Annotated in this window: 19 protein-coding genes; 7 read left to right on the top strand and 12 right to left on the bottom strand. The window is 66.7% G+C overall.

Annotation, left to right across the window (positions count from 1 at the left end; all coding sequences use genetic code 11):
* Positions 1–248: 248 nt before the first annotated feature.
* From IB229_RS08075 to IB229_RS08050, 6 genes are all read left to right on the top strand, one after another.
* Positions 249–1,403 carry a hypothetical protein gene (locus IB229_RS08075; protein WP_192326692.1) on the top strand — a complete coding sequence of 385 codons (1,155 nt, stop codon included), beginning with the start codon at positions 249–251 and terminating at the stop codon, positions 1,401–1,403.
* Between the two features lie 25 nt (positions 1,404–1,428).
* Complete coding sequence (locus IB229_RS08070) at positions 1,429–1,770, top strand: tRNA-binding protein (protein WP_192326690.1); 342 nt, start codon at positions 1,429–1,431, stop codon at positions 1,768–1,770.
* Positions 1,771–1,885: 115 nt separating this feature from the next.
* Complete coding sequence (creC, locus tag IB229_RS08065; protein WP_192326688.1) at positions 1,886–3,310, top strand: two-component system sensor histidine kinase CreC; 1,425 nt, start codon at positions 1,886–1,888, stop codon at positions 3,308–3,310.
* A gap of 124 nt (positions 3,311–3,434) precedes the next feature.
* Positions 3,435–3,869 (top strand): CBS domain-containing protein, encoded by a 435-nt coding sequence (locus IB229_RS08060; RefSeq protein ID WP_192326686.1) that lies wholly within the window; start codon positions 3,435–3,437, stop codon positions 3,867–3,869.
* Positions 3,870–4,186: 317 nt separating this feature from the next.
* Complete coding sequence (gene creD, locus IB229_RS08055) at positions 4,187–5,533, top strand: cell envelope integrity protein CreD (RefSeq protein ID WP_192326684.1); 1,347 nt, start codon at positions 4,187–4,189, stop codon at positions 5,531–5,533.
* A 50-nt stretch (positions 5,534–5,583) separates the two neighbouring features.
* On the top strand, positions 5,584–5,889 hold the full coding sequence (locus tag IB229_RS08050; RefSeq protein WP_412547775.1) for a hypothetical protein: 306 nt from the start codon (positions 5,584–5,586) through the stop codon (positions 5,887–5,889).
* Positions 5,890–6,054: 165 nt separating this feature from the next.
* Here the strand turns inward: IB229_RS08050 and IB229_RS08045 are convergent, their stop codons facing one another.
* From IB229_RS08045 to IB229_RS08005, 9 genes are all read right to left on the bottom strand, one after another.
* Positions 6,055–6,237 (bottom strand): hypothetical protein, encoded by a 183-nt coding sequence (locus tag IB229_RS08045; RefSeq protein ID WP_192326682.1) that lies wholly within the window; start codon positions 6,235–6,237, stop codon positions 6,055–6,057.
* The gene (locus IB229_RS08040; RefSeq protein WP_192326680.1) at positions 6,234–7,361 is read right to left on the bottom strand and encodes a PepSY-associated TM helix domain-containing protein; all 1,128 of its coding nucleotides are present in this window, start codon (positions 7,359–7,361) and stop codon (positions 6,234–6,236) included. Before IB229_RS08040 ends, IB229_RS08045 begins: the two co-directional genes overlap by 4 nt.
* Positions 7,362–7,455: 94 nt before the next feature.
* Positions 7,456–9,879: a TonB-dependent receptor gene (locus IB229_RS08035; RefSeq protein WP_192326678.1), complete on the bottom strand. Its 2,424-nt coding sequence runs from the start codon at positions 9,877–9,879 to the stop codon at positions 7,456–7,458.
* An 81-nt stretch (positions 9,880–9,960) separates the two neighbouring features.
* Positions 9,961–10,932, bottom strand: a complete 972-nt coding sequence (locus IB229_RS08030; RefSeq protein WP_192326676.1) for a FecR domain-containing protein — start codon at positions 10,930–10,932, stop codon at positions 9,961–9,963.
* Positions 10,929–11,447: an RNA polymerase sigma factor gene (locus tag IB229_RS08025; protein ID WP_192326674.1), complete on the bottom strand. Its 519-nt coding sequence runs from the start codon at positions 11,445–11,447 to the stop codon at positions 10,929–10,931. Before IB229_RS08025 ends, IB229_RS08030 begins: the two co-directional genes overlap by 4 nt.
* 131 nt (positions 11,448–11,578) lie before the next feature.
* On the bottom strand, positions 11,579–12,286 hold the full coding sequence (locus tag IB229_RS08020) for a PolC-type DNA polymerase III (RefSeq protein WP_192326672.1): 708 nt from the start codon (positions 12,284–12,286) through the stop codon (positions 11,579–11,581).
* A 32-nt stretch (positions 12,287–12,318) separates the two neighbouring features.
* Positions 12,319–14,247: a DUF294 nucleotidyltransferase-like domain-containing protein gene (locus tag IB229_RS08015; protein ID WP_225578935.1), complete on the bottom strand. Its 1,929-nt coding sequence runs from the start codon at positions 14,245–14,247 to the stop codon at positions 12,319–12,321.
* A gap of 69 nt (positions 14,248–14,316) precedes the next feature.
* Complete coding sequence (locus IB229_RS08010) at positions 14,317–15,447, bottom strand: YbfB/YjiJ family MFS transporter (RefSeq protein ID WP_192326669.1); 1,131 nt, start codon at positions 15,445–15,447, stop codon at positions 14,317–14,319.
* The gene (locus IB229_RS08005) at positions 15,444–16,319 is read right to left on the bottom strand and encodes a LysR family transcriptional regulator (RefSeq protein WP_192326667.1); all 876 of its coding nucleotides are present in this window, start codon (positions 16,317–16,319) and stop codon (positions 15,444–15,446) included. Before IB229_RS08005 ends, IB229_RS08010 begins: the two co-directional genes overlap by 4 nt.
* Before the next feature lie 107 nt (positions 16,320–16,426).
* On the opposite strand from IB229_RS08005, the gene IB229_RS08000 reads away from it, so the two are divergent.
* Positions 16,427–17,485, top strand: a complete 1,059-nt coding sequence (locus tag IB229_RS08000; protein WP_192326665.1) for an NAD(P)H-dependent flavin oxidoreductase — start codon at positions 16,427–16,429, stop codon at positions 17,483–17,485.
* 203 nt (positions 17,486–17,688) lie between these two features.
* On the opposite strand, the gene IB229_RS07995 is transcribed toward IB229_RS08000, so the two are convergent.
* The 3 genes from IB229_RS07995 to IB229_RS07985 are packed head-to-tail and all read right to left on the bottom strand — an operon-like array spanning position 17,689 to position 20,925.
* Entirely contained in the window at positions 17,689–18,093 is a 405-nt protein-coding gene (locus tag IB229_RS07995; protein WP_192326663.1) for a phosphate ABC transporter substrate-binding protein, read from the bottom strand.
* 11 nt (positions 18,094–18,104) lie between these two features.
* Positions 18,105–19,283 carry a porin gene (locus tag IB229_RS07990; protein WP_192326661.1) on the bottom strand — a complete coding sequence of 393 codons (1,179 nt, stop codon included), beginning with the start codon at positions 19,281–19,283 and terminating at the stop codon, positions 18,105–18,107.
* Positions 19,284–19,305: 22 nt separating this feature from the next.
* Positions 19,306–20,925 (bottom strand): methyl-accepting chemotaxis protein, encoded by a 1,620-nt coding sequence (locus tag IB229_RS07985; protein WP_192326659.1) that lies wholly within the window; start codon positions 20,923–20,925, stop codon positions 19,306–19,308.
* Positions 20,926–21,134 lie beyond the last annotated feature (209 nt).

Raw genomic sequence — 21,134 nt, 5'->3', positions numbered from 1 at the left:
TCCTGCGCCAGCCGGCATTGTGCCTCAGGCGCAGCGCCGGCAGCTTCCCCGGCGTGAGTCAGTTCACATAAATTGCCGACGAACGGTAGTTATCCGGTAGTGCCTGTGAACGCCTTGCGAACGCTCGCCGGGCACCCTGCCTCTCGCAACGTTCACGCACGTCCCGCCTGTCGCCGCGGAGCGTTGCCGGAATACGGAGCCCGCTGTTGGGCCCCGCTCAGGGACGAACAAATTCGCGAGTGAAAGATATGGACGGACACACCCACCTGACGCGCCAGCGCAACCTGCTGCAGCGCGCCCGCCTGGCCTCCTTGCCGGCAATCAGACGGCCGCCGGCCTTCTACCCGATCGGCACGCTCAACGCCGGCAACTACACCCAGGTCGCCGCACTTAGCGGCGATGGCCTGGTGGTCGTCGGCCTGGCTGCCGAGGGTGAGGACTTCTACCAACCGCGCGCTTTTCGCTGGAGCTGGGCCAGCGGCTTCGAGAGCCTTGGCGCTCTCAACGGCGGCGCCTATTCCTCCGCCGAGGCGCTGAGCAGCGATGGCCAGGTGATCGTCGGCACCGCCGAGGATGGCGCTTGCGGCGGCTCGGACCGGGCTTTTCGCTGGACCCGGGAAGACGGCATGCGCAGCCTCGGCGTGCTCAACCACGGCCTGTATTCCCAGGCGTATGCGGTCAGTGGCGATGCCCGGGTGATCGTCGGTGACGCCGCCGATGGCGCGGCGGACAACCTTACCCGTGCCTTTCGCTGGACTGCCGCCGATGGCCTGCGCAGCCTCGGCACGCTCAACGATGGGCGCAGCAGCCACGCCAGCGCAGTCAGTGCCGACGGTCGGGTGATCGTCGGCTACGCCGGCAACGGCGCCAATGGCGAGGTGCGCCGTGCGTTTCGCTGGAGCGCCGAAGAGGGTATGTGCGACCTCGGCACGCTCAACGGCGGCGCGTTCTCCAAGGCCACCGCGGTCAGCCATGACGGCGGGGTGATCGTCGGCGTGGCGGGCGATGGCGCTGCCGGCGGCGAGCCGCGCGCGTTCATCTGGACTCGCCAGGGCGGCATGCGCAGCTTGCACGCGCCGGGCAGCGGCAGTTCGCGGGCCAGTGCCATCAGCGCCGACGGGCGCACGGTAGTCGGCGTCGCCCGCCGACCCGGTGACGACCAGCCCGAGCAGGCGGTGTGCTGGCAGCTGTCCAGCGGCCAGCAGCGTCTCGACGACTGGCTGCCGATTCCCCTGGCGATGCGTGGCGGCCAGTCGTTCGCCCAGGCCGTCGGAGTCAGCGCCGACGGCAGCGCGCTGATCGGCCAGCTGGCCGACGAGCAGGCCTTCTACGTGCAGTTCGAGCTGGCCGACACGCTCGCCCTCGGCCAGGTCGTTCCGCCTGTGCAGCGCCTCAGCGCCTGAGCCATTCCCCCAACGAGAACCCAGCATGAGCAAGAAAATTTCCTGGCGGCAGTTCCTCGACGTCGATCTGCGTGTGGGCACGATCGTCGACGCCGAAGAGTTCCAGGACCTCAGCAGCCCGGCCTTCATCCTCAGCATCGACTTCGGCCCGGACATCGGCATCAAGCGTTCCAGCGCGCAACTGACCAGCAGCTACGGGCGCGACAGCCTGGTCGGGCGCAAGATCGTCGCGGTGATCAACTTTCCCCGGCGGCGCATCGGCGAGGTGATCTCCGAATGCCTGGTCACCGGCTTCCTCGGACGCAACGGCAAGACCGTGCTCTGCGTGCCCGACGGCTCGGTGGCCAACGGCACCAAGCTGCTGTGAGCCGCGTGCGCGGTTGACGCTGCCGCGGCCATCCGGCACCTTCCCGGCATCAGCGCCGGGAAGCCCTCACCATGAATGCCACGATTCGCCTCACAGCCCCCCGCGGGAGGTTGGCATGCCGTTAGGCGTTCGCATCTTCCTGGTCTATTTCCTCTTCGTCGGCCTCGCCGGCTGGTTCGTCCTCAGCACCGTGATGGACGAAATCCGCCCCGGCGTGCGCCAGTCCACCGAGGAAACCCTGGTCGACACCGCCAACCTGCTGGCTGAGATCCTGCGCGACGAGGTCAAGGCCGGCAGTCTGGCGCAGAGCCGCCTGCCGCAGCTGCTCAAGGCCTATGGCCAGCGCCAGCCGCAGGCGCAGATCTGGGGCGTGCAGAAGAGCTCGGTGAACCACCGCATCTACGTCACCGACGCCAAGGGCATCGTCCTGCTCGACTCCAGTGGCGAGGCGCTGGGCCAGGACTACTCGCGCTGGAACGACGTGCACCTGACGCTCAAGGGCCAGTACGGCGCGCGCTCGACGCGGGAGAACAGCGAGGACGAGGACAGCTCGGTGATGTACGTGGCGGCACCGATCAAGGACGGCGAGCGGATCATCGGCGTGGTCTCCGTGGCCAAGCCGAACAAGTCTCTGCAGCCCTACATCGAACGCTCGCAGCGGCGCCTCGCCTGGCTTGGTGCCGGGCTGATCGTGCTCGGGTTGCTGATCGGCGGCGTGCTGTCCTGGTGGCTCAGCGGCTCGCTGCGCAAGCTCACCCGCTACGCCCAGGCGGTCAGCGAGGGGCGTCGTGCCGAGCTGCCGGCGCTGCGCGGTGGCGAGCTGACGCAGCTGGCCCAGGCGGTGCAGAAGATGCGCACCGAACTGGAGGGCAAGGCCTACGTCGAGCAGTACGTGCACACCCTGACCCACGAACTGAAGAGCCCGCTGGCGGCAATTCGCGGCGCTGCCGAGCTGCTCGAGGGCGAAATGCCGGCGGCGCAGCGCAAGCGCTTCGTCGACAACATTGCCAACGAGGGCGAGCGCCTGCAGCAGTTGATCGAGCGTCTGCTCAACCTGGCCCTGGTCGAACAGCGCCAGGGGCTGGAAGAGCACGTGGCCATCGACCTGCGCGGGCTGGTCGAGGAGCTGCTGCAGAGTCAGGCGGCGCGCATCGAGAGTGCCGGCCTGCAGGTCGACAACCGCATCGAGGCCGGCTGCCAGGTGCGCGGCGAACGCTTTCTGCTGCGCCAGGCGCTGGCCAACCTGCTGGACAACGCCCTGGATTTCACCCCGGCTGGCGGCGTGTTGCGCTTCACGGCGCAGGTCGAGGCCGGGCAGGTGTCGGTGCGCCTGTTCAATCAGGGCGAGGCGATTCCCGAGTACGCCCTGCCGCGCCTGTCCGAACGCTTCTACTCGTTGCCGCGACCGAGCAGCGGGCGCAAGAGCACCGGCCTGGGCCTGAATTTCGTCGAGGAAGTCGCCGGCCTGCATGGCGGCCGGCTGCAGGTGGGCAACGTCGCGGGCGGCGTCGAAGTCAGCCTGAGCCTGCCTGGCGCGTGAGCCTGCAAGCGTGACCCCTGCAACAGTGCGCAACACTCGCGGCGCGCACTCGTCATGCCGGGTTCGTTGAAACCGGCAGGCTCTGCTAAAACATTCAGGTACCAGCCTGGGGAGCACCATAACAATGAAGACCGTCGCCGAAATCCTGCGCAGCAAAGCCCACGCCTATGTCTACAGCGTCTCGCCCGATGACTCGGTGCTCGATGCGGTCAAGCTGATGGCCGAGAAGGGCATCGGCGCGCTCGTCGTGCTCAATGGCGGGCGTCTGGTCGGCATCGTCAGCGAGCGCGATTACGCGCGCAAGGTGGCGCTGCTCGAGCGCTCGGCGTTCGCCGCCAAGATCAGCGAAATCATGACCGCCGACGTGATCACCGTCGGCCCGCGCCACACCACCCAGCAGTGCATGCAGCTGATGACCGACCGCCATCTGCGTCACCTGCCGGTGCTGGCCGAAGGCGAGCTGATCGGCCTGCTGTCGATCGGCGATCTGGTCAAGCAGACCATCGCCGACCAGGCCAGCCTGATCCAGCAACTGGAACAGTACATCCGCGGGGAATAAATAGTCGGATGATGGCTCCCACGCTCCGCGTGGGAACCGTCCCGATGACGCGCCGCGTCATGCTTGAGGGTGACGTGCACGCTTGATCAGCGGACGCGGAGCGCCCTGGCAGGCATTCCCACGCGGAGCGTGGGAACGATCGGCGATGTTTGAGGGTGCGACTGGCACGCGGTGCGCGCGGCGCACCCTACGGATCGCCCCGCTTCGACCGCCACACGGCTCCACACAAATCCCACACGCTCTCCACATGACGCGCACGCCTGCTCCATGAGCGCGCCACAGACTCTCCGCACATTCCCGAACCGGAGAGTCCCCCCATGAACCGAAGCCTCGCCATCAAGCTCGGCCTGATCGCCCTGCTGATCATCCTGCTGATGATCCCCATCCTCATGATTGACGGCATGATCGAGGAGCGACAGGGCCTGCGCGACGAAGTGCTGCAGGACATCGCGCGCAGCTCCAGCTACAGCCAGACCCTCACCGGCCCGCTGCTGGTGGTGCCGTTCCGCAAGACCGTGCGCGAGTGGAAGACCAACGACAAGACCGGCCTGCGCTACCTCGAAGAGAGCGAGCAGCGCGGCCGCCTGTACTTCCTGCCGGACCGTTTCGTCCTCGGCGGCGACGTCAGCACCCACCTGCGTGCCCGCGGCATCTACCAGGCGCGGCTGTTCGAGAGCAGCAACCGCATCAGCGGCCACTTCGAGTTGCCGGCGCACTTCGGTGTCGACGAGAATTTCAGCGACTACCGCTTCGAGCAGGCCTTCCTCGCCGTCGGCATCAGCGACATCCGTGGCATTCGCAACGACCTCAAGCTGGAGCTCAACGGTGAGCGCATCGGCTTCGAGCCCGGCACCGGCGAGCAGCGCCTCGGCGATGGCGTGCGTGCGCCGCTGCCGACCCGGGCCGACGACAAACCGCAGCGCCTGGAGTTCGCCTTCGATCTGATGCTGCAGGGCACCGGCCAGCTCAACGTCACCCCGGTCGGCCGCGAAAGCGTGGTCGACCTCAAGGCCAACTGGCCGCACCCGAGCTTCATCGGCGAGTACCTGCCGAATTCCCGTGACATCAGTGCCGCCGGCTTCACTGCGCACTGGCAGACCAGCTTCTTCGCCACCAACCTGGAAGAGGCGCTGGGAGACTGCGTGAGCCGCGATGACTGCTCGGCATTCCAGGGCCGCCACTTCGGCGTGAGCTTCGTCGACCCGGTCGACCAGTACCTGAAAAGTGACCGGGCGATGAAGTACGCGCTGCTGTTCATCGCCCTGACCTTCGCCGGCTTCTTCCTCTTCGAGGTGCTCAAGCGTCTGGCGGTGCACCCGGTGCAGTACGGCCTGGTCGGCCTGTCGCTGGCGCTGTTCTATCTGTTGCTGCTGTCGCTGTCCGAACACATGAGCTTCGCCCTGGCCTATGGCCTGGCGGCGTCGGCCTGCGTGCTGCTGATCGGCTTCTACGTCAGCCACGTGCTGCACAGCTGGCTGCGCGGCGCCGGTTTCACCGCCGGCCTGGCCGCGCTCTACGCCATGCTCTACGCGCTGCTGAATGCTGAGGACTACGCGTTGCTGATGGGCTCGCTGCTGGTCTTCGCCCTGCTCGCCAGCGTGATGGTGCTGACGCGCAAACTCGACTGGTACGGCATCAAGCCGACCGTCACCCCGGCCGCCTGACTTCAACCACCGAGCGGGCATGGCAAGCCGTGCCCGCCGAGGAGTTCACGATGATGCGCATGATGATGCAGTTCTCCGCCTGTTTCGGCCTTGGCCTGGTGGTCGCCGGGCTGGTGCTGATCGGCCTGATGTTCTTCGGCCAGTTCGACCTGATCCACGGCCTCAACCTGAGCGGCAAGCCGCTCGCCCAGCTCGGCCTGCTGGTGCTGCCCGACGCCTTCTGGGCCGAGCTGACCGGCGTGCCGCAGGCGGCGAGCAACCCCGACGTGCAATCGTTCCTGCAGCTGTGCGTGGCGCTGTGCCAGGTCGGCCTGCTGCTGGCTGCCGGTTTCTTTCGCCTGTGGTACTGGCGATGAGCGGGCGCGTCGGGTTGCGCGAGGAGTCGCGCCAGGCGCACCTGCTGGCGCGGCGCATCGCCCGGTTGTTTCCGTTGCCGGATGAGCGATACGTGTTCCGCCCGATGACTCCGACGCCCGAGAGTCGGGCGAATCGGATGCGCTAACCGGATCAGTTGAACGTGTCTACGGCGTGCGATGTTTGCGCGGCAGCAGCGGCCATACGCCGAGCACCGCCGGCAGGCCCAGGCCGAGCCAGGCCAGGGCGTCCCACCAGCCGTCGCCGAGCAGCGCGGCGAACAGCCCGGCGGCGCTGAGCAGGCCAATGACCGTGGGAATGGCGAAGGTCGAATCGCGCCAGCGCTTCATGTCAGCACCTCGTCACGCAGGGCCGCACGCGGCGTGCGCCGGCGCACCCACCAGAGGTACAGGCCGCTGCCGAGAACGATGATGGTCAGCACGTCGAGCACCGCCCAGAGAATCTGCATCGGCCGGCCGCCGTAGTCGCCGAAGTGCAGCGGTTGCGACATGGCCAGGGCGTCCATGTACCAGGGTCGCTCGCCGACTGCGGTGACCTGCAGGGTCTTGGCGTCGATCAGCACCGGCGTCCACAGGTGCGAGGTCAGGTGCGTGCTGCCCTTCATGAACACCGAATAGTGGTGCTCGCTGGAGAAGCGCGTGCCGGGGAACGCGATGAAGTCGGCCTGCATGCCGGGTGTGGCCTGCTGGGCGATTTCCAGCAGACGAGTGGCTGGGGCACGCTCGGTCAGCGGCGGCGCGTCACGGTAGGGCGCGACCATGGCGGTGAGCGTGTCGTTGCGCCAAGCGCTGATCAGCAGGTCGGCAGTGGCGCTGATCACCCCGGTGATGCCGACCACCAGCGCCCAGGTCAGGGTGACGATGCCGATCAGGTTGTGCAGGTCCAGCCAGCGGATGCGCGTGGCCTTGCGCCGACGCACTTCGGCGAACGGCAGGCGGCGCATGAACGGCGCGTAGAGGACCACGCCAGAGATGATCGCCAGCACGAACAGAATGCCCATAAAGGCCAGCAGCAACTTGCCCGGCAGACCGGCGAACATGTCCACGTGCAGGCGCAGCATGAGCATCATGAAGCCGCCGTTGGCCGCCGGCATCTCCACTGCTTCGCCGCTACGCGCATCGAGCATGAAGGTGTGCGAGGAGTTGGGTTCGGTACCGGCGGTGGCGGCCATGATGGCGACCACGCCGTTGGGCTCGTCTTCCTCCCAGCCGAAGTACTGCACCACGTCACCGGGACGATGGCGCTCGGCGGCCTGGACCAGCTGCTGCAGGTCGAGGTGCGGGGTATCGGCCGCCATCTCGCGCAGCTCGGGTGCATCGCCGAGCAGGTGCTCGAGTTCGTGATGGAAGATCAGCGGCAGGCCGGTGAGGGCCAGCAGCAGGAGAAACAGCGTGCTGATCAGGCTGGTCCAGGTGTGGACGAAGGACCAGCGGCGGATGGTGACTGCTTTCATATCCAATCCAGAAGTGCTTCCCGCGAGGGTGCCCAGGATAAACAACAAAGCCGCCAGTCACGGCGGCTTTGTATCAACGCACGGTCGCTGGCGCTTAGAACTCCAGCTGCGCCGAGAACGTCAGGGTGCGTGGATCGCCCAGGTACGAGCTGTTCAGCCAGTACGACTTGTCTGCCAGGTTGCTGACGTTGGCGCGCAGGGTGACGCTGTTGTCGGCGACCGGCATGCGATAGCGCGCGCCCGCGTCGAAGGTGGTGAACGACGGCAGGCTGTGCACGTTGACCTCATCGCTGTACTGCTTGCCGGTGTAGTAGGCGCCGCCGGTTAGGGCGAAGCCGGGCACGGCGTTAATGTCGTACTCGGCGTACACCTTGGCCAGTTGCGAGGCCACGTTGGTCGGCTTGTTGCCTTCGTTGGCGGTGATGCTGGTTTTCTTCACCTTTGGGTCGAGCAGGGTGAAACCACCGACCACGGTCAGCTCGGGCAGTACCTTGCCGGTGATGCCGAACTCCAGGCCGTTGTTCTCCTGGCGGCCGTCCTGCACGTAAACGTTGGCGCTGTTGGTGTAAGCGTTGGGCTTGTCGATATTGAACAGGGCCAGGGTCAGCAGAGTCTCGCCGACAGTAGCCTTGACGCCGATCTCGTACTGCTCGCTGACTTCCGGTGACAAGGCTGCGCCAGCGTTAAGCGCGGTGTTCGGCGCGATGCCGCCGGCCTGTAGGCCTTCGATGTAGGTGACGTAGGTGGTCAGCCAGGGCTGCGGCTTGTAGATCAGCGAGATGTTTGGCGAGGTCTCGCTCTCGTTGTAGGTGGTTTCAACCAGCGGGGTAAAGGCGGGGTAAGCCACGTTCCAGACAAAGTTGCTGCTGTAGGTCTTAATCGTCGTATGGGTAAGGCCCACAATGCTGGACCATTGATCGTTGAAGGTGATGATGTCCCCAACGAGGAAGTTGTCCGACTGGGTGCGGGAGGATAGACGCTGGTCGCCGTTCCCCACGGAGTAGTTTGGCTTACCTACTTGTGGTTGTTGGCCGAGCGGCACGTTACCTACTCCAGAGCTCTGCTGGTAGGCGAGGTCGACGTAGTCGGTGTAGTCGCGTACGCGTGCGACGTTGCCCTGATAGCCGACAGTGGCCTTGTGCTGGATGCTGCCGGTGTTGAATGCGGAGTCGAGGAACAGGTTGCCGGAGGTTTCTTCCGTTTCCACGGGTGCGAAGGCGTACAGCGGTTGACTGTAGAAGCCGATTGGGGTGCCTGGAGAGAATGGGCTCGGGTCTTCTACAGTCGGTCCGGTGTAGGCATATTCCTGGGTGTACTGGCTGTAGCCAAGGGCGCCGCGCAGGGTGAAGGTGTCGTTCAAGGTCCAGTTGAAGCGGCTGCCGATGCGATCATGTTCGCTGTCGGAGAAGGCCCAGCGCTGGCTGTACAGCTTGTCGTTGTCGAGGTCGTCGGCATCCGGGCGGCGGCCCTGGTTGCCGAAGAACCAATAGCTGGTCAGGCCGCGGGTTTCGCTTTTCTTGTGCGAGGCATCGAACTGGATCAGCAGGTCGTCGCTGACGTTCCAGTCCAGCGCCAGGCTGATCATTTCTCGGCGGCGCTTCTGCAGGTCTACTGCGGTTTCGCCGTCCTGGGTCAGCAGGTTGACGCGGTAGGCGAACGTGCCTTCGCTGTCGATCGGGCCGCCGAAGTCGCCGTGCAGGTAGTAGTTCTCGCCACCGGCATTGCCCAGGGTCACGCTGTTGTAGCGCTCGTAGGTCGGGCGCTTGATCACGTAGTTGACCAGGCCGCCGGGGCTCGCCGGGCCGTAGAGGAAGCCGGACAGGCCGGTGAGGATCTCGATCTGCTCCATTTCCTCGACGTAGTTGCCGCCGTCGTAACCGTTGGAGTAACGCAGGCCGTCGTTGGCGATGCTCAGGTTGCCGGCACCGCTGTAGCCGCGAATGGCCACGGCGCTGGCGTAGCCGGCGTTCTTCGGCGAATACAGCTGGGTGAACGGGTTGCGCTTGAATACGTCGTCGGTCGAGGTGGTCTGGGTGTTCTGCAGCAGCTCCTTGGACACCACGCTCATCGAGTAGGGCGTGTCCTGCAGGCGCATGCCGCCCAGGGCGCCGACGTTCTTCACCGCCTCGCTGCGGTAGCCGGCTGAGGCACTGCCGTCGGCCTGACCGCGAGCGTTGATGCTGGTCGTTGGCAGATTCATCGCGTCCTGGGCCAGTGGCTCCAGGCTGTAGGTGCCGGCGCTGCTCTGTACCAGTTGCAGGCCGCTGCCTTGCAGGGCGGTATTGAGGGCGGCGAGGGCGTCGTAGTCACCGCGTACCGGCTGGGCGGTCTTGCCGGCGGTGAGGGCAGGGTCGATGCTGAGGACGATGCCCGCTTCGCTGGCGATCTTGTTCAGGGTGCTGGCCAGCGGTGCGGCAGGCAGCTGGTAGGTGTCGGCCAGGGCGGCCAGCGGCAGGCCACCGAAGGCGATGGCGGCCGCCAGCAGGCTGGGGCGGAACAGGTTCAGCGGACGGGACATTGGGAATATCTCCTAGGCGATAATTGATCTCAATGTCCTGTTGCCGAAGCAGAATGAAAAAGTGACAGGGCCGGCGCGAAATTATTTTTCGCCGGCGCTTTTCTCCTGTGTGGCAGAACGGGGCACCACGCGTACCCACCAGTCGGTGTGCCGTTCGATGGCCACCGGCAGGCTCGGCGGCAGCGCGGCCAGGGCCAGGTCGCTGTCGCGCAGCGGGAAGCTGCCGCTGATGCGCAGGTCGGCGATGCTCGGGTCGACGCCCAGGTAGCCCGTGCGGTACTCGCCGAGCTGGTCGAGAAGGTCGCCCAGGCGCTGGTTTTCCACCACCAGCATGCCGCGGCTCCAGGCGTCGGCGGACAGCGGCGCGGCCTCGCTCGCGCCGAGGTGCGTGGCGCTCATCAATACCTGTTCGCCCGCGGCGACGATGCGTTCGTCTGGTACGCTGCTCGGCCGCGCGGCGACTGCCGACTGCAGCACGATCAGGCGCGTGGCCTCGCCTTCGCGGCGCACCAGGAAACGCGTGCCGAGGGCGCGCAGGCGGCCCTGAGCCGTTTCCACCACGAACGGCCGCGGGTCGTCGTGGCCGGTCTCGATCAGTACTTCGCCACTGCGCAGGAACAGGCGTCGTTCGCTGCCATCGAAGTCGATGTCCAGGGCGCTGAGGCTGTTCAGGTCGAGGCGCGTGCGGTCGGCCAGTATCAGGCTGCGGATTTCACCGCTGCCGGTGGTTTCGTCGGCCAGGTAGTCGCCGAGCGGGCGATGCAGCGCGGCGAGGCCCAGTGCCAGGCCGCAGAGCAGCACGGTGCCGAGGGTCGAGCCCAGGCGTCGACGGTTCTGGCTGCTGCGCACCAGGGCGCGCCGCGCGGGTGTGGCGCTGGCGCCGGCGAGCTGCTGGTCGAGGCAGGAGAGTTGCTGCCAGACGCGCGCGTGGTCCGGGTGCGCGGCCAGCCAGCCGGCGAAGGACTGCTGGTCCTGGCTGCTGGCATCGCCGGAGCCGAGGCACAGTTGCCAGGCAATGGCTTCGTCGAGGACGCGCGCGGACACCGCACTCATGTCGGCTCACCGTACAGGGCGATGTAGCACTGGCGCATGCCCTGGGCCAGGTACTGGCGCACGCGCGACACCGAGACGCCGAGGCGTTCGGCGATTTCCGCGTGGCCCATGCCGTCCAGGCGGTTGTGCAGGAAGGCGGCGCGCGCCTTGCTGGACAGCTTGCCGAGCAGGCGGTCGATTTCGCGCAGGGATTCGAGGATCAGCGCCTGCTCCTCGACGGTCGGCTGCGCCGCTTCGGGCAGCAGGGCCAGTTCGTCGAGGTAGCTGCGCTCCAGCGCACTGCGGCGAAAGTGGTCGATCAGCAGGCCGCGGGCGATGGTGGTCAGCAGGGCGCGCGGTTCGCGCGGCTCCTGCAGCTCGCCACGGCTGAGCAGGCGGACGAAGGTGTCCTGGCTGAGGTCCTCGGCGCGCTGCGGGCAGTGCAGGCTTTTGCGCAGCCAACCGAGCAGCCAGTCGCGATGGTCGCGATACAGCACGCCTACGAGGGCATGGTTGGTGGAATCCCCAATCGACACAGCAATCTCCGCCGGGCGCAGTAGTACGAAGGAAAGCGAGAATGATTCGCATATGTTCGCAAATACTGGCCCATGGCCGCAATCGCCGGATTGCGGCAGATGACCGAAGGTTGTGCGCCGGTTCGCGTGGATTACAGCGAAGGTGCCTGCTTACGCCGGCGCCAGCCCTGCAGGCGCTGTTCCAGAGCACCCAGGCTGTCGAATTGCTGCTGGCGCGCCTTGCTGAACAGGATCAGTGCCAGTTCGGCGGTGGCCAGTGCGTCGGCACTGGCGTTGTGGCGTTCGGCGGCCTGCAGCTGGAAGTGCGCCAGCCAGTCGTCCAGCCCGGCCTGGCGAAAGCTCGCCTGCGGGCACAGCAGCGGCGCCAGTTCGGCGACGTCGAGGAACGGGTGACGCAGGCGCAGGCCGAGGCTTTCCTTCAGCGCGCGGGCCAGCATGTGCTGGTCGAAGGCGGCGTGGAAGGCCAGCAGCGGGCTGTCACCGAGGAACTCCATGAACGCCAGCAGCGCTTCGGCCGGGTCGTCACCGGCGGCGATGGCGCTGGGCGCGATGCCGTGGATCAGGGTGCTGGCGCTGGCCTGATGATCCGCGCGGCACAGAGTGGCCTCGAACTGCTGGCTGAAGTCGATGGCGCCTTCCTCGATCACCACCGCGCCGATGGCCAGCAACTGGTCGCGCTGCAGGTTGAGGCCGCTGGTTTCCAGGTCGAGAACGACGATGCGCTGTTGCCGCAGTGGCGTGTCGTCCAGGCTCGGTGGCGCGACCAGGCGCGCGCAGCGTTGCTGCTGCAGCTCGCTCAGTTGCGGGGTGTCGCGGCGCATCCAGTCGAACAGTTTCATCGGGTCATGGCATCGGGATCATGGCAGGGAGGTCAGAGTTGATAGCGTAGCGTCAGGCTCGCCTGCAGGCGCTGCGCCTGACGGAACGATTCGCGCAGGATGCGCCGGTCCAGGTGGTTGAGGCTGTCCGGGTCGAGGCGATTGCTGAACGGCTGGCCCAGCAGCGCCTGCTGCTGGTGCAGTTGCAGACGGGTCTGCTGGATGAAGTGGTACGCCTCTTCGTAGGCCGCGCCGTCGAGCGGGTCGATCACCTCGCGGCGCACCAGCTCGGCGAAGCGCTGCAGGGTGTTGCACGGCGCCACGCCGTGGGCCAGGGCGAGCAGGCGGGCACCGTCGACGAACGGGGTGAGGCCTTCCTTCTTCAGGTCCAGGGTGTCCTTTTCCGCGCCCTTGCGCGCCACCACGAAATCGCGGAAGCGCCCCACCGGCGGCCGGTGCTGCAGGGCGTTGGCTGCCAGCAGGCGCTGGAACAGGCTGTTGTCGGCGACTTCGGCGAATAGCTGCTGGCGCAGTTGCTCGCAGGCGTGTTCGCTGCCCCACACGCTGCGCAGGTCGAAATAGATGCTCGAACCGAGCAGGTTCTCCGGCGTCGCCTCGCGCACGAAGGCGCTGAAGCGCCGCGCCCATTCCTGCTGCGACAGGCACAGCGCCGGGTTGCCGGCCATGATGTTGCCAGGGCACAGGGTGAAGCCGCACTGCGCCAGTTGCTGGTTGATGCGCTTGGCAATCGGCAGCAGGCGTTGGCGGATCGCCTCGGCCTCGCTGGCGTCGCTGGCCTGGAACAGGATGCCGTTGTCCTGGTCGGTGTGCAGGGTCTGCTCGCGGCGGCCTTCGCTGCCGAAGCACAGCCAGGTGAACGGTACGCCGGGGTCGCCCATTTCCTCCAGGGTCAGCTCGATCACGCGGCTGACGGTGTGGTCGTTGAGCAGGGTGATCAGCTGGGTGATCTGCGTCGAGCTGGCGCCGTGGGCGAGCATGCGGTCGACCAGCAGGCGGATGTCGCTGCGCAGCGCCTGCAGGGTTTCCAGCTTGGCCGCGTGGCGGATGGTGCGCGCCAGGTGCACCAGGTCGACGCGCTGCAGGGAGAACAGGTCGCGCTCGGACACCACGCCGCGCAGGCGCCCGTGTTCCACCAGGCAGACGTGGGCGATGTGTCGCTCGGTCATCGCCAGGGCGGCGTCGAAGGCGCTGGCATCGGGTGGCAGGTGAAAGGGTTTCTGCGTCATCAGCGCGCTGATCGGCAGGCCCAGCTCGCCGCCGTCGGCGACCACCCGGCGCAGGTCGCGCAGGGTGAAGATGCCGAGCGGGCGTTCACCGCCATCGACGATGACGATGCTGCCGACGTGCTGCTCGTGCATGCGCCGCACCGCTTCGCGGGTCGGCGTATCGGCCAGGCAACTGACCGGTTGCTGCATGGCCAGCTCGCGCAGCGGGGTGTCCAGCGAATACTGCGCGCCGAGGCTTTCCGCCGCGCGCAGTTGCACCTGCTGGTTGACCTGGTCGAGCAGGCTGCTGACCCCGCGCAGGGAAAAATCGCGAAACGCCGCGGACTGGGCGAACAGGCGGACGAAGGCATCCTTGGCCAGCAGCAGGCAGAAGGTGTCCTCGCCGGCCAGGTGTTCGGTGCGCGTGGCGCGTTCGCCGAGCAGGGCGGCCAGCGGAAAGCACTCGCCGCTGGTGATCTCGAAGGTGGTCTCGGTGCCACGGCGGGCCGAGTGCGGCCGCTCGCCGACCACCTGGCCCTGCTTGACGATGTAGAAGTGCTGCACCGGCCCTTCGCTGGGCTTGATGATGCTTTCGCCGGCACCGTAGAAGCGCAGCTGGCAGTGCTCGACCAGATAGGCCAGGTGGGCGTTTTCCATCTGGTTGAACGGCGGGTATTTGCGCAGGAATTCCATGGTGCCATGGATGTTCTGCGCCACCGCGGTCTTGCCGGCGGCCTGGCCTTGCTTGGACTGCATCGGGCGTTCCCTTCTGCCGGGGAGGTTGCCTGCATGGTGGGCGCTTTCACGCCGGGCTGCCAATAGGACCTAGGTCGCAGGCTGGGCGCGGCGCCTGCACAGGGCGGCGCCCGCGGCCAGGGCGGCCGCCGCGAGCAGCAGTGCCGGGTTGAAGCTGTGGCTGCGGGCGAACAGCGCGGCTGCCAGCAGCGGCCCGGCGATCTGCCCCAGGCCGTAGGCGGCGGTCATGGTCGCCGGCATGTTGAAGCGCACATGGCGGGTCCAGGCCTGCGCCGCCGGCATGGCGATGGTCACCGTGCCCATGAAGGTGGCGCCGACCAGCACCGCGCTGCCCAGGCTAGCCCAGGCCGCGTGGCTGAATACCGGCAGCAGCACGCCGCCGGCCTGCAGCAACAGATTCAGCGCCAGGCTGCGCGGTGTGCCCAGACGCCGCTGCGCGGCATGCCAGAGAAAGCACGAGGGGATGGCGCCGAGGCCGAAAGCGGCCCAGATCTGCAGCGGATCGATGGCACCGAGGCTGCCCTGCAGCAACAGCGGCAGGTAGGTGGCGGTGACGATATAGCCGAAGCCGGCCAGGCCGTAGATCAGCACCAGGCGGTACGGGCCCAGGCCGCTGGGCGTGGTGCTGGTTGCGGCATGCTCGGCACTGGCCTGGGCGGGCTGTCGGCGCAGTTGCCACCAGGCCGGGATGCCGAGCAGCACGCCCGCCACGGCCAGGCTCAGCCACAGCGCCTGGCTGTGCAGGCCGCCGGCATGACCGATGGCGATCAGCTCGGCCGACAGCAGAATGCCCAGGCCGACCCCGGCGAACAGCAGCGGTGCATGGCGCGATTGCTCGTGGGCGGACAGCAGCCAGAGCGAGGCGCCAACCAGGGCCATGGCGCTGAACAGCCCGGCGGCGAAACGGGTCAGCATGATCAGCCCCGGCTGCTCGATCCAAGCCAGCGCCGCGAGGGTCAGCAGGGTGCCGCCCAGCGCCCACTGGCACAGGTGCGCGGCCTGGCCGGCGCCGCTACGCGCCAGCAGCAGGGCGCCGAGCAGGTAGCCGGCATAGTTGGCCGAGGCCGCCAGCGAACCGGATTGCAGGCTGAGCAGGCCGTCGTCGAGCATCAGCGGGTAGAGGCCGGTGAAAGCGAAGCGGCCAAAACCCATGCCGATGGCCAGCAGCAAGGCGGCGGCGAGCGGCGCGGCCAGTTTCATGTGGCCTGCAGCGTCGCGAGCCATTGTTCGAAGGCGGCGCTGCGGTAGTCGCTGCGCCAGACCAGCAGGGTGTCGACACTGAGCAGCGGCACGCACTGCACGGCCGGTGGTTCGCGCAGCAGATCGAGCAGCGAGCGCGGCACGATGCCGACGCAGGAGCCGGCCGCCACGCAGGCGAGGATGGTGTGGTAGGAGCCGACTTCCTGCACCCGCACCGGGCTGCCAGCGCTGTTCAGCCAGCTCTGCGCGATCTGCCGGTAGGTGCAGCCCTGGGCGAAGCCGGCCAGGGTGCGCAGCTGCACGTCCCCGGGGCCGCTGACTGGCGGATGGCCGATTGGCAGGAGCAGCAGCAGTTCCTCACGGAACACCGCCTGGCTGAGCAGGCCCTGATCCAGCTCTTCGACCACCCAGCGCTGGCCGACCCGGCTGGTCGGCGCGGCAATCAGCGCGCAGTCCAGGCGTCGTGCCAGCACGGCATCGAGCAGCGGCTGGCTGGGTCCGGTGCTGACTTCCAGGCTGACCTGTGGCCAGGCCTGGTGAAAGCGCGCCAGCGGCGTGGGCAAGCGCGCGGCTGCGGTGCTTTCCATGCTGCCCAGGCGCAGGGTGCCGCCCGGCTGCTGCGGGTGCATGGCCTGGCGCGCTTCGTCGGCCAGGGCCAGCAGGCGTTCGGCGTAGGCGAGGAACTCGCGGCCCTGTTCGGTCAGGCTCATGCGCTTGCCTTCGCGCAGAAACAGCTGCACGCCGAGGTCGTCTTCCAGCTGGCGGATGCGCGTGGTCACGTTGGACTGCACGCGCTCCAGGCGCTGGGCGGCGCGGGTGATGCTCTGCTCCAAAGCCACGGTGCGAAAGATGGTCAGCGTCGAGAGATCCATGGGCTTCCAATAATCTCTTAAAGAGAATAATGTTTTAATAAGAATCTCTTTTTGAGATTAAAAGGTCAAGCCGGCCGCCGCCGGCGGCAGTGTAAGGAGTCAGGTCCATGGCCACCCAGCGCATCACCGAACTGCTCGCGATCGAGCAGCCCATCATCCAGGCGCCGATGCTCGGCGTGTCCACCCCGGCACTGGCGGCGGCGGTGTCCAACGCCGGTGGCCTGGGCTCGATCAGCCTGGCGGCCAGCACCCCGGAGCAGGGCCGTGCGCTGATCGCCGAGCTGCGTGGGCTGACCGACAGGCCGTTCAACATCAACCTGTTCTGCCATCGACCGCAGGTCAGCTCGCCAGAGGCGCAAGCGGCCTGGCTCGAACACCTGCGGCCGTTCTTCGCCGAATTCGATGCCGCGCCGCCGAGCGAGCTGCGCGAGATCTACCGCAGCTTCAGCAGCGATGCCGGCATGCAGGCCATGTTGCTGGAGACGCGCCCGGCGGTGGTCAGCTTCCACTTCGGGTTGCCGGAGAAGGCCTGGATCGCGGCGCTGCAGCAGGCCGGCATGCGTGTGCTGGCCTGCGTCACCACGCCAGCCGAGGCCGACCTGGCGATCGCGGCCGGGGTCGATGCGCTGATCGCACAAGGCATTGAGGCCGGTGGCCATCGCGGCCTGTTCGAACCGGCTCAGGGTGATCTGGGCCTGGGCACGCTGAACCTGGTACGACAGCTGGTGCAGCGCAGTGCGCTGCCGGTGATCGCCGCTGGCGGCATCATGGATGGCGCCAGCATCAGTGCCGCGCTGGCGCTGGGGGCGGCCGGGGTGCAGATGGGCACGGCGTTCGTGCTCTGCCCCGAGTCCGCGGCCAACGCGGCGTACCGTACAGCGCTCAAGGGCGAGAAGGCCTACCGCACGCAGATCACCACGGCGATGTCCGGGCGTCCGGCGCGCGGCCTGCCCAATCGGATGTTCAGTGAAGTCGGCGCGGCGGATGCGCCGGCACTGCCTGGCTACTCCTACACCTACGACGCGACCAAGGCGTTGCAGACGGCTGCGGTTGCCCGCGGCAATCACGACTTCGCTGCCCAGTGGGCCGGGCAGGGTGCGCCGCTGGCGCGCGAGATGCCGGCCGGCGAGTTGGTTGCCGTGTTGGTGAGCGAGATGAATAGGTAGCGCGCGCGGGGCTGCCCAGGCCGTGGCTAGCATCGGCACGGTGAAACGTAGCGGTGGCCCTGAGCGTAGAGTGGATTGACCCTCTTCCCATCCACCTGAAGGCGGCACGCTAGGCCGGTAAACGCGGGCGCAAACCTGGCTGGGACACGGCCATAAAAAAAGCCGGTGGGTCACCCCGCCGGCTTTTTCATGACCGCTGCGTGTTATGGCAGGGTCAGCAGCACCTTGACCTTGTCGGTCACGGCCGCCTTGTCGACGTAGCCAATGGCATCGGCTTCGGCCGCGACCTTGGCCACGACCTCGGCATCACCCGCCACGCTCGGCAGCGGCTGGCCCTTGCCGGTGAACACCAGGCCGGACCAGTACGACTTGAGCTGCGACTCGTTCTTGTTGGTCACCGCCGTGTAGAACTTCTCCTTGGTCGGGTTCCAGTCTTTCTGGTCGACGCCTTTCAGCGACTTGTTCTTGCCCAGAAAGATGTTGGCCACGTCGGATTCCGACGGCGATGCGCTGGCCGCCGCGTTGACGATGACCACCACCTCGGCCTGCGCCAGGGCGGCGGTGCCGAGTGTGGCGGCGGCGAGGAGGATGCGAATGGACTGCTTCATGGTCACCCTCCTCAGAATACGAAGTCGACGCCGGCGCTGATGATGTCGCCGTCGTAGTTGCGTGCCGGAGTGCCAGCCAGGCCAGTGCGCTGGTTGACGGTGTTCTCGTAGAGTTCCTGAGCGCCACGCACGAACACGCCGTCATAGCCGCCATTGGTGTCGACGCGCTTGTACTCGCCCTTGAGCACCACGGTCGGCAGGATGTTGTAGTTCAGGCCGAGGGTCCAGGAGCTCTGGCGACCTTCGTCTTCATCCAGCTGGGCGTAGGTGACGTGGGCGAGGAAGTCGCCGAAGCGGCGGCCGCCCATCAGGTAGAACGAGTCGGTGCTGGCGGTGTTGTCGTTCTCGATCACACGGCTGGTCCACTCGTTGGCGGTCAGCCAGGTACCGTTGTCGTACTGGTAGCCGATGGAGGTGAACTTGCCCTTGTCCTTGTCCAGTTGCAGCAGTGCGACTTCCTGCGCAACGCCGACGCCCGGGCCGAACGGAGGGGGCAGAATGCTGGTGACGCTACCGGCGATGTCGGTCTTGATGTCGGCTTCGGCGTAGCCGATGCGCAGGGTGCCGAAGTCATTGGTAGACAGGCTCACGCTGGCACCGAAGACCTTGTCGTAGTCGATGTCGAATTTTTCGTCGTAGATGTAGTAGTCGCGGTTGCGCGCCTGGCCGCCGGCCAGTTGGAAGCTGGCGGTGGCGAAGGACAACGGCAGGTTGTAGACCACGTCCGCGCCTTCGTAATTGGACAGTTGCACCTGGCTGTAGACTTCGTCGGGCAGGCGCAGCCACGGGTAGGCGAAGCCCACGTCGATGCTCTCGGAGTACATGTACACCGGTGTGCGCAGGCGGCCGAAGCGCAGCATCAGGTTGTCGGTGCTCTGCCAGGACAGGTAGGCCCACTCCAGATTCGGTTTCCACTCATCGCCATAGGCCTTGGCGGTGGACTGCAGGGTGATGCCGACGGTGTCGGTGATGCCGTAGCTCAGCTGCGCGCCGAACTTGCTCAGCTGGTCGCCGCGCCAGGAGTCGTTGGTCTGGCCGGAAATGCCGTAGGCACGGCCATCGTCTTCGCCGCCCAGGTGGGTGACGCCGACGGTACCGAAACCGTTGATGCGGGTTTCGCCTTGCTCCAGCGCGAACGCGGGAACGCTGGCCAGGCAGATTGCCAAGCCGAGGACGCGGGCAGTAGTCATGCAGTGATGCTCCAGTAAAAGGTTAAACGCGGAATTGGGCTGTCGCCGCGCGCAGGTGGTCCCCTGTGCTGACCAGCTGCTCGCCGAGGCGCGCGGTGGCTTCAGCCCCGTGTGCGGTTGCTTGAGCATCCTGCTGCAACACTTGGGTATCTTGCTGAATCGAACTCGACAGACCGATCTGCTCCTGGGTGAACTGAGCGATACCGGCGTTGAGTTGGTTGATCTGGCCGACCGCCTGGGCGATGGCCTCGAGAATCTGCGTGGCTTCGACCGAGCGCTCGATACTGGCCTGGGCCTTTTCACCGTTGCTGGTCATCACGTTGAGCACGCCGTTGGCGCTGTTCTGCAGGCGCTGGATGATCTGCTGGATTTCCGCGGTGGACGCGGCGGTCTTCTGCGCCAGGTTGCGCACCTCGTCGGCGACCACGGCGAAGCCGCGGCCCTGCTCACCCGCGCGGGCGGCCTCGATGGCGGCGTTGAGGGCAAGCAGGTTGGTCTGTTCGGCGATGCTGCGGATCACGGTCAGCACCGAGCCGACCTGCTGGGTTTCTTCCTCCAGCTGTTCCATCGCCTGCACGGCGCCCATCACGCTGCTGCCTAGGTCGCTGATACTGCTCGACAGGCTGCCGATGTTCTGCCGCGCGGTGTCGGCTTGGCGCGAGGCGGCGCCGGCTTCCTGGGATGCCTGCTGCGAGCGCTGGGCGACCTCCTGGATGCTGCTGGTCATGGTCTGGATGTCGCGGCTGATCGAGTCGGTGTGGCCCTGCTGCGACTTGGCGTTCTCTTCCGCACCCTGGGTCAGGCGATAGAGTTCCTTGGACATCTGCCCCAGCGGGCTGGCCGCGTCGATGATCTGGCGGATGGTGCCCTGCAGCTTGTCGAGCAAGCCGTTGAACAGCTTGATCATCTCGCCGATCTCGTCATTGGAATCGACGTTGACCCGGCGGGTCAGGTCGCCGTCGCCGCTGGCAATGGCCCGCAGCGATTCGATCACCCCGTGGATGTTGCCCATGATGCCGCGGATCACCAGCACTGCGCCGATGCTGACCAGAGCGATCAGTAGGATCGACAGGCCGAAGCCGACTTGCGTGGTGGTGGCGTTGTCGGTGCGGGTCTGCGCCAGGGTGGCCTGGAAGTCCTCGTAGGCGTGCGCGCGGAAGGTGCTGCCGATCTGCTGCGCCTGGCTCAGGTCGCTGGCCATGCGGTCGAGGTTGGGGCGCAGGTCTTCGAAGCTGGCGCTGCCCTTGATCAGCTGCTCGGAGGCGGACAGCGCATTGTCGGCATAGCGCTGGATCGCAGTGCGCCAGGTTTGCAGTTCTTCTTCGCGGCCGGAGTTGCCACGGGCCAGGGTCTGCAGCTCCTGCTGCTTGCCGGCGATTTCCTGCAGCACCTTGCGTGCTTCGTCGAGGGTTTCCAGTTCACCGGCGGCCACGGCGCTGTTGAACAGGCCGGGCAGGCGCGAGAACTGGAAGATCACCGCGTCGGCTTTTTCCAGGGTCGGGAAGCTATGGGTTTCCAGAGTCACCAGCCGCGAGTCGTTGTTCGACAGTTGCAGCGACGTATAGCCCACGAACAACAACAGCCCGAGCAAGGCTACCGCGGGTAGCAGGGACAGTTTCAGCGTCAACGACAGGTTCTTCATTTGGCAGGTACCCAAGTTGGGGGCGCGAAGTGTACAGAAAGCCATCTAATGGCTAAAGGCCATTGATCGGTCACGCTGTGACTATTTTGTTTGGCGATGGCTTATAGCGTTGTCGGCTGGGCCCCCTTACTTCTATAGCCGATTCCCGCGCACTTCGTCGGTTGATATACCGGCAGGTAGTAGCCATCGATCGAGGAAGGGCCGGAGTA

The organism is Pseudomonas sp. PDM14, assembly GCF_014851905.1.
Classification (GTDB): Bacteria; Pseudomonadota; Gammaproteobacteria; order Pseudomonadales; family Pseudomonadaceae; genus Aquipseudomonas.
This window is presented reverse-complemented; position numbering and strand designations above follow the sequence as displayed.

Excerpts from the sequence above, each read along its gene's own strand:
- IB229_RS07985 (WP_192326659.1), bottom strand. The coding sequence starts at position 20,925 with ATGAAGAACCTGTCGTTGACGCTGAAACTGTCCCTGCTACCCGCGGTA.
- IB229_RS08030 (WP_192326676.1), bottom strand. The coding sequence starts at position 10,932 with ATGAGTGCGGTGTCCGCGCGCGTCCTCGACGAAGCCATTGCCTGGCAA.
- IB229_RS08050 (WP_412547775.1), top strand. The coding sequence starts at position 5,584 with ATGATGCGCATGATGATGCAGTTCTCCGCCTGTTTCGGCCTTGGCCTG.
- IB229_RS08035 (WP_192326678.1), bottom strand. The coding sequence starts at position 9,879 with ATGTCCCGTCCGCTGAACCTGTTCCGCCCCAGCCTGCTGGCGGCCGCC.
- IB229_RS07995 (WP_192326663.1), bottom strand. The coding sequence starts at position 18,093 with ATGAAGCAGTCCATTCGCATCCTCCTCGCCGCCGCCACACTCGGCACC.
- IB229_RS08040 (WP_192326680.1), bottom strand. The coding sequence starts at position 7,361 with ATGAAAGCAGTCACCATCCGCCGCTGGTCCTTCGTCCACACCTGGACC.
- IB229_RS08015 (WP_225578935.1), bottom strand. The coding sequence starts at position 14,247 with ATGCAGTCCAAGCAAGGCCAGGCCGCCGGCAAGACCGCGGTGGCGCAG.
- IB229_RS08020 (WP_192326672.1), bottom strand. The coding sequence starts at position 12,286 with ATGAAACTGTTCGACTGGATGCGCCGCGACACCCCGCAACTGAGCGAG.
- creD (WP_192326684.1), top strand. The coding sequence starts at position 4,187 with ATGAACCGAAGCCTCGCCATCAAGCTCGGCCTGATCGCCCTGCTGATC.
- IB229_RS08070 (WP_192326690.1), top strand. The coding sequence starts at position 1,429 with ATGAGCAAGAAAATTTCCTGGCGGCAGTTCCTCGACGTCGATCTGCGT.
- IB229_RS08010 (WP_192326669.1), bottom strand. The coding sequence starts at position 15,447 with ATGAAACTGGCCGCGCCGCTCGCCGCCGCCTTGCTGCTGGCCATCGGC.
- IB229_RS08005 (WP_192326667.1), bottom strand. The coding sequence starts at position 16,319 with ATGGATCTCTCGACGCTGACCATCTTTCGCACCGTGGCTTTGGAGCAG.
- creC (WP_192326688.1), top strand. The coding sequence starts at position 1,886 with ATGCCGTTAGGCGTTCGCATCTTCCTGGTCTATTTCCTCTTCGTCGGC.
- IB229_RS07990 (WP_192326661.1), bottom strand. The coding sequence starts at position 19,283 with ATGACTACTGCCCGCGTCCTCGGCTTGGCAATCTGCCTGGCCAGCGTT.
- IB229_RS08000 (WP_192326665.1), top strand. The coding sequence starts at position 16,427 with ATGGCCACCCAGCGCATCACCGAACTGCTCGCGATCGAGCAGCCCATC.
- IB229_RS08045 (WP_192326682.1), bottom strand. The coding sequence starts at position 6,237 with ATGAAGCGCTGGCGCGATTCGACCTTCGCCATTCCCACGGTCATTGGC.
- IB229_RS08060 (WP_192326686.1), top strand. The coding sequence starts at position 3,435 with ATGAAGACCGTCGCCGAAATCCTGCGCAGCAAAGCCCACGCCTATGTC.
- IB229_RS08075 (WP_192326692.1), top strand. The coding sequence starts at position 249 with ATGGACGGACACACCCACCTGACGCGCCAGCGCAACCTGCTGCAGCGC.